17 protein-coding genes are annotated in these 14,543 nt (G+C 53.6%); 8 read left to right on the forward strand and 9 right to left on the reverse strand.

Annotation, left to right across the window (positions count from 1 at the left end):
• Positions 1-2,193, forward strand: a 2,193-nt coding sequence (locus AXW79_RS08440) for a conjugative transfer relaxase/helicase TraI domain-containing protein (RefSeq protein ID WP_043151229.1), incomplete at its 5' end; no start/stop codon positions are given.
• Positions 2,194-2,228: 35 nt separating this feature from the next.
• On the opposite strand, the gene traM is transcribed toward AXW79_RS08440, so the two are convergent.
• Entirely contained in the window at positions 2,229-2,597 is a 369-nt protein-coding gene (gene traM, locus AXW79_RS08445) for a conjugal transfer relaxosome DNA-binding protein TraM (RefSeq protein WP_005321074.1), read from the reverse strand.
• 544 nt (positions 2,598-3,141) lie between these two features.
• Here traM and AXW79_RS08450 point away from each other — a divergent pair.
• Positions 3,142-3,627, forward strand: a complete 486-nt coding sequence (locus tag AXW79_RS08450) for a transglycosylase SLT domain-containing protein (RefSeq protein ID WP_043151232.1) — start codon at positions 3,142-3,144, stop codon at positions 3,625-3,627.
• On the opposite strand, the gene AXW79_RS08455 is transcribed toward AXW79_RS08450, so the two are convergent.
• The 8 genes from AXW79_RS08455 to radC all read right to left on the reverse strand — a co-directional run bounded on the left by AXW79_RS08455 (position 3,624) and on the right by radC (position 11,066).
• Positions 3,624-4,028, reverse strand: coding sequence for an antirestriction protein (locus tag AXW79_RS08455; RefSeq protein ID WP_005321058.1), 405 nt, complete (start codon positions 4,026-4,028; stop codon positions 3,624-3,626). The two genes, AXW79_RS08450 and AXW79_RS08455, sit on opposite strands and share 4 nt — an antisense overlap.
• 69 nt (positions 4,029-4,097) lie before the next feature.
• On the reverse strand, positions 4,098-4,460 hold the full coding sequence (locus tag AXW79_RS08460) for a hypothetical protein (RefSeq protein WP_005321056.1): 363 nt from the start codon (positions 4,458-4,460) through the stop codon (positions 4,098-4,100).
• Between the two features lie 50 nt (positions 4,461-4,510).
• Entirely contained in the window at positions 4,511-4,858 is a 348-nt protein-coding gene (locus AXW79_RS08465; protein ID WP_005321055.1) for a type IV toxin-antitoxin system YeeU family antitoxin, read from the reverse strand.
• 659 nt (positions 4,859-5,517) lie between these two features.
• Positions 5,518-5,727, reverse strand: a complete 210-nt coding sequence (locus tag AXW79_RS08475) for a hypothetical protein (protein ID WP_227534484.1) — start codon at positions 5,725-5,727, stop codon at positions 5,518-5,520.
• Positions 5,728-5,771: 44 nt separating this feature from the next.
• Positions 5,772-6,416: a DNA methylase gene (locus tag AXW79_RS08480; protein ID WP_011899462.1), complete on the reverse strand. Its 645-nt coding sequence runs from the start codon at positions 6,414-6,416 to the stop codon at positions 5,772-5,774.
• Positions 6,417-6,985: 569 nt separating this feature from the next.
• A complete protein-coding gene (locus AXW79_RS08490) occupies positions 6,986-8,866 on the reverse strand; it encodes a DUF3560 domain-containing protein (protein WP_005321027.1) in 1,881 nt (626 codons plus the stop codon).
• A gap of 1,351 nt (positions 8,867-10,217) precedes the next feature.
• On the reverse strand, positions 10,218-10,580 hold the full coding sequence (locus AXW79_RS08500) for a helix-turn-helix domain-containing protein (RefSeq protein WP_005321010.1): 363 nt from the start codon (positions 10,578-10,580) through the stop codon (positions 10,218-10,220).
• 39 nt (positions 10,581-10,619) lie between these two features.
• Positions 10,620-11,066 (reverse strand): RadC family protein, encoded by a 447-nt coding sequence (gene radC / locus AXW79_RS08505; protein WP_043145058.1) that lies wholly within the window; start codon positions 11,064-11,066, stop codon positions 10,620-10,622.
• A gap of 1,031 nt (positions 11,067-12,097) precedes the next feature.
• Here radC and AXW79_RS08510 point away from each other — a divergent pair.
• From AXW79_RS08510 to AXW79_RS08535, 6 genes are all read left to right on the forward strand, one after another.
• Positions 12,098-12,484, forward strand: coding sequence for a site-specific integrase (locus AXW79_RS08510; RefSeq protein WP_005320988.1), 387 nt, complete (start codon positions 12,098-12,100; stop codon positions 12,482-12,484).
• Between the two features lie 68 nt (positions 12,485-12,552).
• A complete protein-coding gene (gene vapB, locus AXW79_RS08515; RefSeq protein ID WP_005320985.1) occupies positions 12,553-12,783 on the forward strand; it encodes a type II toxin-antitoxin system VapB family antitoxin in 231 nt (76 codons plus the stop codon).
• Positions 12,780-13,193, forward strand: a complete 414-nt coding sequence (locus tag AXW79_RS08520) for a PIN domain-containing protein (RefSeq protein WP_005320982.1) — start codon at positions 12,780-12,782, stop codon at positions 13,191-13,193. Before vapB ends, AXW79_RS08520 begins: the two co-directional genes overlap by 4 nt.
• 125 nt (positions 13,194-13,318) lie before the next feature.
• Positions 13,319-13,633 carry a hypothetical protein gene (locus tag AXW79_RS08525; RefSeq protein WP_225854525.1) on the forward strand — a complete coding sequence of 105 codons (315 nt, stop codon included), beginning with the start codon at positions 13,319-13,321 and terminating at the stop codon, positions 13,631-13,633.
• Positions 13,634-13,651: 18 nt separating this feature from the next.
• Positions 13,652-14,149: a hypothetical protein gene (locus AXW79_RS08530; RefSeq protein ID WP_017413137.1), complete on the forward strand. Its 498-nt coding sequence runs from the start codon at positions 13,652-13,654 to the stop codon at positions 14,147-14,149.
• A 21-nt stretch (positions 14,150-14,170) separates the two neighbouring features.
• Positions 14,171-14,479, forward strand: a complete 309-nt coding sequence (locus AXW79_RS08535) for a hypothetical protein (protein WP_005320974.1) — start codon at positions 14,171-14,173, stop codon at positions 14,477-14,479.
• The last annotated feature ends 64 nt before the right edge of the window (positions 14,480-14,543 follow it).

Consider the following 14,543-nt stretch of genomic DNA (forward strand, 5'->3'; position numbering starts at 1 on the left):
AAAACCACCCAGTTCAAGGCTGTGCTGAGTGCACTCGACACCCTGCCCCCGGAACAGCGCCCGACCGTGGTCGGGATTGGCCCCACCCACCGGGCCGTCCATGAAATGCAGTCCACCGGGGTCAAGGCACAGACGCTGGCCTCGTTTCTCTCGGAGAGTCGCCTGCAGGCCATGGCAGGGGAGCAGCAGGACCACAGCCGCACCCTGTTCCTGGTGGATGAAAGCTCGATGATTGGCAACCGCGACATGGCGGAGTTTTACCAGCGGGTGGCCGCCAGTGGCGCAAGGGTGGTCAGCAGCGGTGATACCGCGCAGCTCAAAGCCATCTCGTCAGGTGCCCCGTTCCAACTGATGCAAGAGCGCAGCGCGGTCGATGTGGCTGTCATGAAAGAGATTGTCCGCCAGCGCCCGGAGCTCAAACCGGCGATCTACAGCTTGATAGATGGCAACCTCACCCAGTCACTGGCACAGCGCGAAGCGGTGCAACCGGCTGTGGTACCCCGAGACCCGGCAAACAAACCGGATGCCTGGACACCGGATCGCTCGGTGATTGAGGCAAAGAACCCCGCCGAACTGGTGGTCAAAGATTATGTCAGCCGCACCCGTCTTACACGGGATAACACCATGGTGATCGTGCATCTCAATGAGGTGCGCCACGGTATTAACGCCGCAATACACCAGGCACTGTTTGATAAAGGGGAATTAGGTCCACGCCAGACCAGCCTGACCATTCTTGATCCGGTGCGCATTGAAGAAAATAGCCTGCGTAGCAGTGAGCAGGTACAGAAAAATGCGCTCCTTGGTAAAGTGGCCGTGCTTAACCAGCACTATTACACCATCAGTGGTATCGACCCCCAGGCCGGGACAATGACCATCAAGGATAATGAGGGCAAGGTGCGACTCATCTCCAATATCGAAAACACCGCCCATGATCTCGCTATCTATCAACCGAGGGAAATAAAGGTCAGTGAAGGCGATAAGATCCGCTTCACCCGCACCGTCAATGAACACGGCCATGTAGCCAATAGCCAGTGGCAGGTAAAACGCATCGAGGATAATGGCGCGATAGTGCTGCACGATGGCAATAACGAGAAAACCGTTCGCCCCGACCAATTTAAAGAAGACCAGCACATTGATTTGGGATATGCCATTACCGCCTATGGTGCGCAAGGGGCGAGCAGTACTTACGCCATCGAATTACAGGCGATCAAAGTCGTAAATAGAAACTTGATTACCCTGTCGTCTGCGTATGTCCCCGCCTCACGTGCCAAAGAACATATGCAGACCTATACCGATGATAAGGAAGGCTGGATTAACTTGCTCAATAAAAACCTCAAGAGCCAGGTTAGTACCGCCCACGATGCGCTCGAAGGAGACCAGATTAAAGGGCAAAAGGTCGCAGATATGTTATTGGGTACCGCCTCGACGATGCGCTCTACCGCATTAGGACGGCATGTGCTGAAGACCCATCAACTCGATGAGCAGCAGCATATGGGAAAATACATTGCACCAGGCAAAAAATACCCGACCCCGCACGCTGCCTTTCCGGTGTGGGATAATAATGGTAAACCGGCAGGGGCTGCCATGGTGGAGCTGCAAAGCCATCACCAAAATAAAGGCCCTACCCTGGACAGTGAATATCGACTGGTGGCAAATGAACGAGCCGAGTTTATCGGACTCCAGCGTGCCAGTAATGGCGAAACCCGTATCGCCACCAGTTTGGTTGATGGAATTATCATGGCAGCCAAGCATCCACAAAGTGGAATATTGGTCAGCATTAACGGCGCACCACCACCATTTAATGTCAATCGGATGACCGGGGGTAAATTGGTTGTGTCGGACACGGATGCGCAGCACCTGCAAAAAGAGTCAGAGCGTGAGTTACCACTGCCACAAGATATGACCACCAAAGAATCCAAACGCCAGGACGAGCTGATAAAAACAGTGGCCAGGGAAAAAGAACACCCGGATATCAAACTGCCTGATGATAAACAGCATGCGGTCAATCGCGACGACAAGCGACTCCACAACGATATCAATCAACTCAATAAAGACGCGGAGTTAAGTGAGCGACAATTGCGTAAGTTGGCAGAAATCGGAGAAGTGGCCAAAGCCAAATTTACCCATGAACTCCACGACAAACTGGATAAGCTGGAAAGGGAGATCATCAAGGAATTGACCAAGGGGGAGTAAAAAAGAAACCGGCCATGGGCCGGTTTCTTTTTTTGTCAGTCCTGCTCATCGTCAGTAGCAGGAAAGAAGGGCTCCATCTTTTCTGCCACCTTCCTATCAATAGATACTCGCAACAACTCTTTTTCACCTTTTTCCATATTACCAAGCTTGGCTGTCAGGTGCTGGCTGAGAAACATGGACTCCAGGCAAGTTTGCAATAATACCCGGTCAAAGTCGTCATGGCCACTTCCTGCATGCTCAGAGCGCCGAAGATTGTAAACTCGCAGTCCCAGCTCCAATAACATACAGGCTTTACTGGAAAAACTGACCTCTGCCGGGTTTGCGCCAGCCTGAATATCCTCCTCAACTAACTCATGTATCTCATCAATGCAATTGTGCTTAAGATATACCTGAACTCTTGGCATGTTATAGCTCCTTGGTTTGTTATTAACCGTCATTGTATGTGGGACTCTAGTTGTAGTCCACCAAGGGCTTTCGTCTCCAAAATCATCAAAAAACAACGACTCTACTAGACGAAACAAAGCGGACTCCTTTTAGAGTCCTTCGTCTGTGATCCCCAGTGTTTATGCTGCATGACTCTAGTTAAACTCTAGACTGCACTCTAAGTGCGACTCGCTAACGAGTCGCCTTAGAGTCTTATTTTTATGCCGAACAGATTGCAACACCTTCGATTTCTGACTATGACGCTGATTTTAAAGCGGTAATCTGCAAATCGCAGATTTGCGAGGGGTGTGGAGTCTTATGGTTGAGGAGTAGGCTATCTATAAATATCTTGCTTTGGTTGACTCGGTATATGGCCGCAGAGGGTGACGAGGGAATTTTTCGGCATCAGTTCGCCGTGCAATTTGCTCGTTACCCATTCCGGTGATAAAGGGGAAAATACCTATTGTTCATTTGCTAGCCATCTCATTTACTGGCAAAATGGTTGCCTTGTTTAAGGGGGATGCGATGAATAGATGGTTGCCGCTGGTCATGTTGCTAAGTCCCGCCGTCATGGCTGCCGATTGTTTCGATATGGCGGGGCAGGCTTACCGTATTGATCCTGATTTACTACGCGCAACAGCCTTTCGTGAATCCAGTTTTAACCCCCGCGCCTTGAATGTCGTCTCTGATAAAAAATATGCCGTTGGATTAATGCAAATTCATTCCCAGCACTTCGCCAAATTGGCACAATTCGGGATCACGCCAATGGGTCTATACAATGATCCTTGTTTGAATATCTACACGGGAGCCTATTACATGGCACACGCCATTAAACGGATGGGGTATAATTGGGACGCGGTAGGGGCTTACTATGCTGGATTTTCCACATCAGCCAAGCAGGCAGAAAAACGTAAATGGTACGCCGAACGGGTCAAGCTCACGTATGACGAGATCAAAAAAGGCCCCAAACATCAGGGGCCAAATAACAGCAAGGGAAGCAAACCTGATTAATCTAATGCGCTAAAAATCAAACTATGCTCTTCTAACGTCAATGCATATTCACGAAGTGCGTGATAGAGTCTTACAAAGAGATCATCGTCTGTCATTTCCCACATGTAATAGTATGCAAAAAGACAAGCCACAACACCGGTAGCGTGGGCAGTCAACACTCCCTCAAAACCATTACCATTAATTGATAGTGTGTAACCTTCTTTTTTCAAAGGGGGAACCATAAAGAATGCACCATTCGATACCTCCCACATATCCCAATAACCGCCGCTGTACGATGCGCAGATTTCTTTCATCCAGCCATAAATGTTACCTTCAGTTTTCATCATCCAGCGTCCGAAGTATTTAGGCATCATGTCCATACGTTTAGAATCAATAACCAGACCAGCAATTAAAGCATCCATACATCACCCCTTGTTAGGTCTGGGCCACTCCCAGACCGTTATACATTGATGGTTTTTGTTGCCTGAATTTTAATGCCACTGCGCCGCCGCAATCGCCTTACCTGCGAGCACAATTAATTCTTCATTTGTCGGCCATCTGCCAGACTCTTTGACATAATCAATAATGGCGGTTCCATACTCCTCGCACACCTCATAAAGCCACGGTGTGCCAACCATTTCGATATGGGTCTTTTCTGCTAATTCCTTGAGGATGGGAAACGCATCATTCATTGCCCAATAGGTTGTTTCAACCATACCGCCCGGGCAACCATCACACATTTCGTAACCGCCTTGGTGAATGATCCCCGCAATTTGCTTACCGCGTAACATGCGCACGTTATTATCAATACTAATGCAGATATAAATGAGTGATTGAATGTCGTATTCGTTCATGGTTTACCTCTACGTTGAATCTGAATATGTGTGTGGCGTTTTCGTGTTAATCAATATTGGCTTGATATATTGATATAGACATAACCAAAACTTCCGAGTGTATCTGCCTCGCATATGAATCCGCCCTGTTCTATGCGAATAACTTTTTGACAGCGGGGATCCAATTCACCGGATAACAATCCGCCCTCAAGCTCTTTTACTATTGCTGGAAAGACCGCCTCTAATTTAGCTTTTTGGTGGTCGGTCCATTCCCCGATGAATCCGGCTCTATCTGATAGGAAATGCAAGCGATACCGCTCTTGAACCAGCCGAGCCCCAAAACTAGGGCTAGTTTCACGCAATAAACCCCATTGGCTCGCCATTCCATTTTCACTATTAATTTGCTCGATGCTGTTCATGGTTATTCCTTTTCTTTGTGAAATTTGCCTTTCTAGATTCTGAGCTGCGCTCTAGGTTTTCAGCGCCCGTGGCTCTTTACTGCGTTGCTTGATTTGATTTGCCTCTCTGAGTTCTTCGCCGCAAGAAAGGGAAACAACACGCGACAAGGGAGACGATGCCTGTGCATCCCCGCAAGCCGCAGCGCAAGCGAACGAAGAGAGTGCGAACGGGTGAGGAGATGGCGAAGCGAACACTGGCAGCGGCGACCGGCGTGTTAATTTGCCTGGCGGTGAAGGGCTTAGAGGGGCAAGGCAGAGCGATGAAGCTGGCCATGGGTGCGGCAAGCGGAGCGCGCAGCCTCGCAGAGGCGTAGGCATGAGCGATGGAAACCCGAAGGGGCGAGACAGCATCTTTTCGCTGACTCGATGCGAAGCATGACAGCGCGACCGCTCGCGGTCATGTCCAAGTCATTTTGTAGAATTGAATCATCAAAAGCGGCATTTGATTGATAAGGGGAGAGCAGACCCAGCAGACCCAGCAGACCAGGATGATTCACCCAGTCACACCATCGAGCAAGCACCAGGCTTAAAAAGTGATATTGAAGGAACAGCCCCCGGAGCCTAACCGCCTGTAAGGCGGCCAAGCCGCAGCCGAAGGCTGAGGCTTGGGTAAATCGATGTCATTCGACTGACTCGGGTTGATGACGGGTCAAGTGCTGCCAGGTTGCCAGATTTCTCGCTACCGACCGCACGGCCCCCTCTTCCTCGATGATCAGGTGGAGCAACAACCGCTCAACGGGCTCGACGCCTGTCCCTGCCAACCTTGCCTCGTTGGCCTCCATTCTGACCGCCTCCATGGTCTTGAGCAGTTCAAGGGCTTGCTTTGCCATGTCGCCTAACCGTGTTTCAAGTTCTCGCATCTTCTTCCCCTCCCCTATGCGGCCCGCAGTCCATTGGCCAGATTCAGTCGATTTAACCCTGCCTGGTGATAATGCGGCAGCAACTCGATCCCTATATAGCGCCGCCCACACTTGGCCGCCGCCACGCACGTAGAGCCTGAGCCTGCGAACGGGTCGAGCACAATGTCACCCGGACGGGTAAATGACTCTATCAGGGGCTGCAACGCGCTCACCGGCTTCTCGGTGGGATGGTGTCGATTACCTGAGTAGGCCCAGGGCATCACATCCGGCAACGGCTGCGCGGGCACCTGGGGACGGCCTTTGGCGAGCAAGTAAGCGCATTCATGGCGATAGCCGATAAAGGCCGCTTTGGACGCATAGGACTTGGTGAACACCAGATGACCGACAACCCGAAACCCGGCCTGCTTCCAGGCGGCCATAAAGGTATCTACCCGGTTCCAGCCGTAGAAACTCACCGCCAGCGAGTGGGGCTTTAACACCCGATACATCTGCGTAAAGGCAGGCAGCACCCATTCATCATTAACGTCATTGGCAATCGATCGCCCGGAGCGGTCTTTAAATCCGACCAGGTACGGCGGATCGGTCAAAATGAAGTCCACTGCGGCACCTGGAAACGTAGACATGATCTGAACACTATCACCCAACATGAATCGTGACATGGTATTGGCCTCGTCATAGAAGGGCGGCAGGAGGTCTCCGGGATGGTTGCCATTCCCTGCTGCCCGAGGCCAACACGCAATGCATCGCAGCGGGTCAAGCGGACGTGGAATACCGCAGCCGTATGCTTTTCGCGGCGAGGATATGCCGCGAAAGCCGCTTGAAGGCTGTTTGCGTCCCGCAATGCGGGGCATTGCACGATGGCAGAGGGCAGCAGGGTTTTCGGGGCAGGGCTTTGCACTTCTATTCAGAAACGGTTATCCCCACAACGTGCCAGGAGGCACCAGGGGGCAGAACCAACGGTAGTCACCCGGCAGCAACAAAGAGCGGGCGCGAGCGCCCAGCCTTGTCTATAGGGGAAAGCCCCAGCAAGCCGGGGCCGATGAAAAGGCACAGGGGTTAATCCTCTGCAGGCAATGCGCCAGCCAATCGACGGGCCTCCCGGACGGCTCGGGCGGTCACTTTGCGCACCCAAGCACAGCGGCTGGGCGACCAGACGAACCCGGCCCCCTTGCACAGCTGGCGCAACGCTGCGGCGGGCTTGCCGTCAAAATGGATCTGAATGCGCCCATCATCCTCGAACATGCGCCAGCCCTGCCTGCTCGATCGGTGCTGCGCTGTGCAACGCCCTTAGCTGCTCGATACGCTGGCGCAAGCGGCGGATCTCCGCCCCGTTGTTGCTGAGCTGCCATGCCTGGTAAGTGCTGCGCTTTGCCCTGTTGGCGTCCTTCATAGCTTGTTGCCTGGCCTCCCGCTTGGCCAACTTGCCTTGCAGCTGCGCCAGCGCGTCGGGATCATCGCTGGCGATCCCGCCCTGGCCGACCGCCTCGGCGCGTTGCGCCAGGTGCTCGGCTTTCCTGGCCAATGCAACCGCCTGCCCCATCTGATGATCGACCCGGGCCAGATCGCGACGGTGTCGCCATTCACTATGGTGGCCCACCAGGATCGGCTGACCCGGCACAATCCAGCTGAGGATGGAACGCACGGCGGCATGACGGCCAGCGCTTTCGTCTTGGGCCTTTCCTGCTCGCCCCTCGAGGCGCTCGCGCTTTGCTTCGACACGGCCCTGATAGTCACCCAGCAGCGCGGCGCGGGTAGGAGTGGGGGCCTCGGCCCCCTGCATGGTCTGATTGACCGGCTCGGCGACCGGCGCCACCGGCAGCGGTTGACCACCGTCGGGATCATCATCCGGTGGGGTGGTCTGCATCAGCAATGCCCAGGCCACGCGGCAAGCCTCGGCAAAGCTGTGCGCCTGGAGCCCCTCAAAGCGGTGAAGCTGGTCGCCCTGCGAGATCGACACCGTCCAGCCATCGGCCACGCGATGGGCACGAAATGTGGGCTTGGGCTCAATGCTGGCGGGCTGCAGCTGGGTAACGGGGGCCATGTCTGGCTGTTCCGACTCGCTGGCAGGTGTCCATGGCTGACCATCCAACTGGTACCCGGTGTGAGTGATGCCAATGCGATAGCAAGCGCGGTGCATCAGGGTCAGGGCAAATTCCCCCTCGATGAGCTGGTTTTCATCTCCGGTGACCGCCACACCGGTTTCCTGCAAGATCACGGCCTTAGCCAGGGTATCCAGTGCGGGAGAGCGGTCACGGGAGGTAAAAAGGTAATCAACGTAACCAAACACCTCGTTAAACGGGCTGGCATTGTGCTCGTAACAATCGGTCATGCCATTGAAACGCCCGCCCTCGTAACGGTTAACCAGAGCGTCAACCTCTGCCACGGTGGGGCCATCCGTCCAACTCACGCGCACACTCGAAGACCAGCCGCCACGCTCGCAGCGCACGGAAAATTTCACGGCAGGCCATGCCTTTTTCAGGTCGGCGCGAATGTTTTTGGCCACATCTTTCGCGCCAGCCCGACCAATCCGGGTCAAATGGGCGTATTCCTGGGCACTGGCGAGACGCTCAATGTCAGCGTTAAACGCCTGCTTCGCGGCTTGCTCATTGGCGGCAGCCTGTGCGGCGGCTTGTTCTTTGGCCTGCGTAACGGCGAGTGCGGCGGTTTGTTCCATCTCATCGATAAGCTGACCGGCGCGGCCAAAATCCACGCCCTGGACAAACTCGATCAATACGAGCGCATCCGGCCCCATGCTGCCGTAATATTCGCGGCCCTCGGCGGTCTCGTAATGGCGCAGCATGGCCGCGCAGTGATGGGCAAAGCAGAGCTCATCGCCTGCAGCCAGGTCAATGCGGGCCGTGTAGGTTTTACCATCATCAAAGGTGACCGTGATTTTGGTTTTGAGATACCCGCCAGCGGCGTGAGCCATGGCCACGGCCAGCGCCTGGGCTTCAAACTCGCCAAAACTGAGGAGCTGATCTGCCGCCCATGCGTCCGACTCGGACCAGAGCACCTGCACAGACACCGGGCGGCGGACAAACCGGGCGGCCAGCTCGGCTTGTTGTGCTGCTGTTTTGAACTCTTCCATGGTGATGATAGTTGCGCTCATGATTGCCTCTCCTGATGGTGTGTTGGGGGTTGAACCCATTTGCGTCTCTAGATTCTGAGCTGCGCTCTAGGTGTTCAGCGCCCGTGGCTCTTTACTGCGTTGCTTGATTTGATTTGCCTCTCTGAGTTCTTCGCCGCAAAGAGGGAAATCAACACGCGCCAAGGGAGGAGAGACCAGTGCGCCCCCGCAAGCCGCAGCGCAAGCGAACGAAGAGAGTGCGAACGGGTGAGGAGGGCGGCAGCGCGAACACTGGTCACAACGACCGGGCGTGTAGATTGACTGGCGGTGAAGGGCTTAGAGGGGCAAGACATCGCGATGGAGCTGGCCACTGGTGCGGCAAGCGGAGCGCGCAGCCTCGCAGAGGCGTAGGCATGAGCGATGGAAACCCGAAGGGGCGAGACGGCATCAGTTCGCCGCCTCGATGCGCAGCATGACAGCGCGACCGCTTGCGGTCATGCCCATCCCCTTGTTCGTTTTTGACTATTCGAGTTGCAATGTCGATCCTGCTAATCTAGCGATTCAAAAAGCGCAGTATTGAACCGACATGGAGATATTATGCATGAATGAAATAGCTATAAATTTCAGTAGCCCTTCCTGGTGGTTTAACATGGGCTTCCCATTATTCTTTGCCTGGATTGTTTCTCGCGCATTCTTGTCTTTCAAAAACAAGATGAAAAAAGCCTTCAGATATAATAAATTTAAATTTGCTAAATACATCAAGAATAATAGGCACAATCTCGCAGCAGTGAATTATCAAATGATGATGTCGCTATGTTGCTTTATAACGTTCCTCTTTACCTGCGCACTATATTTATTCTTGGTTATCACAGGTCCCTTGACACAAGTTAAAGAACAGAGCACAGCGGCCTTTTTCATCTGTTTGATCCCTTTAATGATTATTGAGCTCATTTACCTAAATCAAAGAGACCGCGCCATGCGTCTCGTATCTGAATACAATAAGGTTCGCATCAAGAGAACATGCACACATGTTAGAAGCCAATGTTAACCACAACCGGTTTCTGCCGCGCTGCGCTTGCCTGCTGGCTTGTTCGTCGCAGCGCAAAGATGCCCCGCCTCAAAGCCCAGTCTTTACTCTCTCTGGCCTGCCAAGTGGCAGGTCAGATGCCTGTATTGACCCTTCCAGGTAATGCTAACGCTTGGCGTCACCACGAATGATCGTTTTAACGGCCACAACCGACGCATCGGGGGGCACACTGAGCGAACCGGCCAGTTCCCCCTCAATACTTCTCGTTATCTCCGAGTCCCCTTTAAACCAACACCATTCATAGCCAGTCTTGGTATCAGCAGCTTCCAAAATGCCGCTCCGATAGTCGAATGTCACCATGGTCGTTTACCCAATAAACTCGAGATATCGGTCGGCGATCTGTAGATCCTCCACCCCCTCAATCACGCCCGCCGCCAGCAAGATGCGCCGCCAGGCGTTGTATTCAATAGCGCGATGATTGTTTGTATCAACAGGGCGCTCCCAGCGCCTGACTGTCGGGCAACCTTTTGGATCGATGGGATAGCCCAAAAACGCCCCTAGCTTGGTTTGTGGCCAGCCTAACAAGGCAGTACGGACAAACTTGATTTCATCCGGCGTAGGCAGCACAAATTCAGGCGAATAGCGGTGTCGGACACAGGGCCGCATTTTGAATTCCTCGATAGAACAATCCAGGCCAGTGACATCGTAGATAGCTTTATGTTCAGACATGATAAGGCTCCAGCCGCCCCGTCAGGGGCGGCGCAGTGTTTAAATTAATCCCCGCACTGCAAATGACATGCTGTTTTCACCGGCGACCACAATATGATCCAGCACCCGAATATCAACGAGATCCAGCGCGGCTTGCAGTCGCTCGGTGATTTGGCGATCTGCACGGCTTGGCTCTGCGACACCGGACGGATGATTGTGAGCCAGTATCACGGCAGCGGCGTTATGTTTCAGTGCGGTTTTGACGACTTCGCGCGGATACACGGCGGCGGAATCAATCGTGCCGTGGCTAAGGTCAACGGCGTTGATAACGCGGTGCTGATTGTCCAACAGGATCATGGCAAAGGTTTCATGTTCCAGTGTGGCGAAGCGGGTTTTCAAATACTCGACCACCATCTCGGGGCTGTTCAGTGAGTCCAGTCGAGTGAAGCGGCGAGCAATAATGCTGTGCGCCAGCGCGATAATCCGTTTTTCTCTTTCAGTGAACATACAGGCAATCCTGTTTTTTGGGTCCAGGCCAATCCCGTACCACAAAACAATTATACCATACCACTGGGACGGTTAAAGCATTTTCACCTTAATAAGAAAATAAATGTAATAGGCGGGTATCCCGCCTATTTTTTATTTCACGTTATCTGTGCTGTGATATCTGGCGATAACAATGTTTTGCCATTGCCTCCCTGACCCAGGCCGCTTTTTGCATGAGCAATATGATGGCCTGTTCGGCGGGCATGTGAGGAACGTCCATTAGACGTATACCCCGCTTTTTGTTACTGTGAGTGGTCATGTTTACTCCTGGAACGGGTTTACGTGCTGCCCCCTGTTAGCGCAGGGGGTTTTCTTTTTGCACAACAGGTATGCCTGTTATTACGAGCTGGGTATCTCCGTGTATAAACACCATACCGTACCAGCGGCACGGTTAAATTGATTGAGATCACAATTCTGACCAGATAGCAGCAAGTAGCGGCTGGGCGTTGAGGAGCGGCATCTTTTCGCTGCGACGAACAAGCCAGCAGGCAAGCGATAGCGCGGCAGTTCCCTCCCTGATGCCTCTTTCATGCACAGCTAATGGGGTCACTTTTGCACCGATTTTGTGGATAACTTTCACTCACCTGTCCCGCCGAACTTTTCGTGAACACCAGGGCGGCCCTGCTGGTATGATCACCAGGAGGCCCGCCCTCCACTCTCTCGATACCCTGCCGGATTCCGGTACTAAACAGAGAGAGCCACCATGTACTACCATCCAAAGCCTGCCGCCAGTCATGCCGCCGCCCTTCGCCCTGGGCAACTTCGCCATGTGATCCGTGTCGCCTCGATAACAGGCCGCCAGCCCATCCGTGATGTGATGTTGCTCTGGCTCACCCATTCAACCGGTGTCAGGGTCACAGAGCTGGCCAGCATCGAGATCCGCGACCTGGCCAGATGCGCGATGAGGTCTATCTGCGGGCCGCTATCACGAAGCACAGCCGCCCTCGTACCATCTACCTAACCCACCCCAAGACCATCGCCGCCGTGGAGGCGTGGTCGACTACCGCCGCGCCCGTGGCTGGGGTCTGTCATCCGATCCCGAGTACCGAGGCTTTCGCCCCGATGAACGCCTGGTGCTGACCCACAAGGGACGAGCCTTCGAGCTGGCCCGCAAGGTTCGCCAGCTACGTCGTGGGCCGGTCGAGTATCGGTGCTGTGATGCACTCCAGCAACTGATGAGTCGGCTCTACCGGCAAGCGGGTATCAAGGGCGGCTCCAGCCACTCGGGCCGCCGAACCCTGGTTGCAAAGGTGCTGGCAAATACCGGACAGATCGAGGTGGTGCAACTGCTGCTTGGTCATGCTGAACCGGATCATGTGTGGCCCTACCTGGATGTGCGAGAAGAGGTGATCAGGGCCGCATTTGAGGTCGCTTTATAGTGGCATATGCTTGACATATGCCACTGGTGGTTATAAATTGCATATGTCAAACATATGCAGGAGGGTTTATGCGTACTGTATCAATTTTTAAAAATGGTAAAAATCAGGCGGTGAGACTGCCAAAAGACATGGAGTTTCAGGGGGTTAATGACCTTGAGATTATCAAAAATGGCGACACAATCACGTTGCGCCCGGCCCGCCCTGATTGGTTTTCCCTGGCGGAATGCCAGAAGGTGGATGCAGATTTCTTGCAAGAACGTACCGATGTGATCAGCGATGAAGGACGGTTCGCCCTGTGAAGACGTTTATGCTCGATACCTGCATTTGTTCCTTCATCATGCGCGAAATGCCACAGTCAGTTCTTGAACGGTTGGGCGCAGAGGTGGCGAGCGGCAATCGGATTGTGATCTCGGCAATCACCTACGCCGAAATGCGTTATGGCCAGATCGGCAAGAAGGCTTCTCCGAAGCTGGGGCCAGCCATTGATGAATTTGTTCGTCGTCTCGATGGGATCTTGCCATGGGACGCTGCTACGGTCGATCAGACGCTCGAAGTGCGCCAGCAGTTAGCAGCCTTGGGCACTCCGATCGGCAATAACGATGCTGCTATTGCCGCCCACGCCCTGACGGCTGGCTGTGTACTGGTAACCAACAATACCCGCGAGTTTTCCCGAGTGGCGGGGCTGCTCTATGAAGACTGGGTTCACTGAGTTTGTAGAGGAAAAAAGTCCAACTATCCGGAATTTCCGGATGGTTGGGGATTGTTCAGTACGTTAGAGGGAAAGTGATGAACGGGTTAGCCCGAAACGCAAAAGGGCATTGGCTAGCCACCCACATGGGCCAGCGCGTAACCTTCACCGAACAGCGCTTCGGCGATGCTGCCGAGTTACTTGCCCGCCGTGTCCTGCTGGCGATGCAGGCCGGTACATACGACGAGTTGAGGGATAGCGCCCTGCTCAAGCAGAGTTACAGTCGAGAGCTGGCCGCCCAGGTGTTGGGCATCCACGTAGGCGAGCTGAACGAATGGCTTCTGCGCGGTGTATTGCGGGGTCAGGAGATAACCCCCCCCCGCCCAGACAACCGTAGAGGGGCAGGGAAAATTAGCGGTTATGAACTGGCTATCGTGCAAGAGCGCATGAAGGCAGACTGAGTTAGTTAAGGAAAAATGATGGATATGGAAGCTCTGAAAGAAGAGATCCGTCTTGCTATGGATGGGTTTGGCGGAAGTGACATTGCCTGTGCGGCTGCCTGCCTCGCGTTGGAAGATCTGGAGTGCGCCCAAGGAAAGAGCTGGGACTGGGTTCAGACTGTTTTGTCTGACTGCCCAGCAGCCAAAGAGACCGCCTTAGCCATTCGGCGGGAGATGGAAGAGAGAAACATCCTGTCTCGTGCCCCAGCTCAAGATCGCTTTGAAAGCTGGCTGATGAAGAATGCCCCATATCTCTCACTCCTTTGGGACTTTGAAAAGCACGAGTTGAGCCTACCCATGGTCGATAGTTATCTCGCCACAGCATCTCACGGACAGGCGATTATGTGCCGGTTCGCAGCGGGTGTTTGGCTGGGAAGCAACGATTACCAGTTCGACATGATCGACGCTGCGGGGGTTCTGGATCACGAGCAGAAGACCGCTATCACAGCTTGGTTTACATCACCCTTCTGGCCGTAGGCCGATAATCGAGGAAAAACCATGATTGAGGTAACGACCGAGTACCACATCACCAGCTCAGATTTAGATGAACATCCGATTTATAAATGCAAGGGAACTTGCAAAAAAGTTTGGTGGCAAGAAAATATTGAGCAGGCTCCATTTGGGGTTCAATTAGAATGCCCGATGTGTGGCGGATCATTGTCTGCGGCCAAAGAGAATCTTGATTTCAAGATCACTAAGTTCCAGCCTGGGGTGAGTCTGATGCCAGGTAGCTCTGCTCGTATTAACCATGTGTCAAACTTGCTCGAAGAATTCATTCCGTTACGGGAAAAGTATGGCTGGCGCTAAATAGCTGTTCCGAATAGTAGCTAACCGGAGGAAGGGAACTCAGTCCAGTTTGTGCGATCTCATT

Source organism: Aeromonas salmonicida subsp. salmonicida (assembly GCF_001643305.1).
Taxonomy (GTDB): domain Bacteria; phylum Pseudomonadota; class Gammaproteobacteria; order Enterobacterales; family Aeromonadaceae; genus Aeromonas; species Aeromonas salmonicida.

Coding starts and splice junctions, on each gene's coding strand:
- traM (WP_005321074.1), bottom strand. CDS start 2,597: ATGCCAAGAGTTCAGGTATATCTTAAGCACAATTGCATTGATGAGATA.
- AXW79_RS08450 (WP_043151232.1), top strand. CDS start 3,142: ATGAATAGATGGTTGCCGCTGGTCATGTTGCTAAGTCCCGCCGTCATG.
- AXW79_RS08455 (WP_005321058.1), bottom strand. CDS start 4,028: ATGGATGCTTTAATTGCTGGTCTGGTTATTGATTCTAAACGTATGGAC.
- AXW79_RS08460 (WP_005321056.1), bottom strand. CDS start 4,460: ATGAACGAATACGACATTCAATCACTCATTTATATCTGCATTAGTATT.
- AXW79_RS08465 (WP_005321055.1), bottom strand. CDS start 4,858: ATGAACAGCATCGAGCAAATTAATAGTGAAAATGGAATGGCGAGCCAA.
- AXW79_RS08475 (WP_227534484.1), bottom strand. CDS start 5,727: ATGGCAAAGCAAGCCCTTGAACTGCTCAAGACCATGGAGGCGGTCAGA.
- AXW79_RS08480 (WP_011899462.1), bottom strand. CDS start 6,416: ATGTCACGATTCATGTTGGGTGATAGTGTTCAGATCATGTCTACGTTT.
- AXW79_RS08490 (WP_005321027.1), bottom strand. CDS start 8,866: ATGAGCGCAACTATCATCACCATGGAAGAGTTCAAAACAGCAGCACAA.
- AXW79_RS08500 (WP_005321010.1), bottom strand. CDS start 10,580: ATGTCTGAACATAAAGCTATCTACGATGTCACTGGCCTGGATTGTTCT.
- radC (WP_043145058.1), bottom strand. CDS start 11,066: ATGTTCACTGAAAGAGAAAAACGGATTATCGCGCTGGCGCACAGCATT.
- vapB (WP_005320985.1), top strand. CDS start 12,553: ATGCGTACTGTATCAATTTTTAAAAATGGTAAAAATCAGGCGGTGAGA.
- AXW79_RS08525 (WP_225854525.1), top strand. CDS start 13,319: ATGGGCCAGCGCGTAACCTTCACCGAACAGCGCTTCGGCGATGCTGCC.
- AXW79_RS08530 (WP_017413137.1), top strand. CDS start 13,652: ATGGATATGGAAGCTCTGAAAGAAGAGATCCGTCTTGCTATGGATGGG.
- AXW79_RS08535 (WP_005320974.1), top strand. CDS start 14,171: ATGATTGAGGTAACGACCGAGTACCACATCACCAGCTCAGATTTAGAT.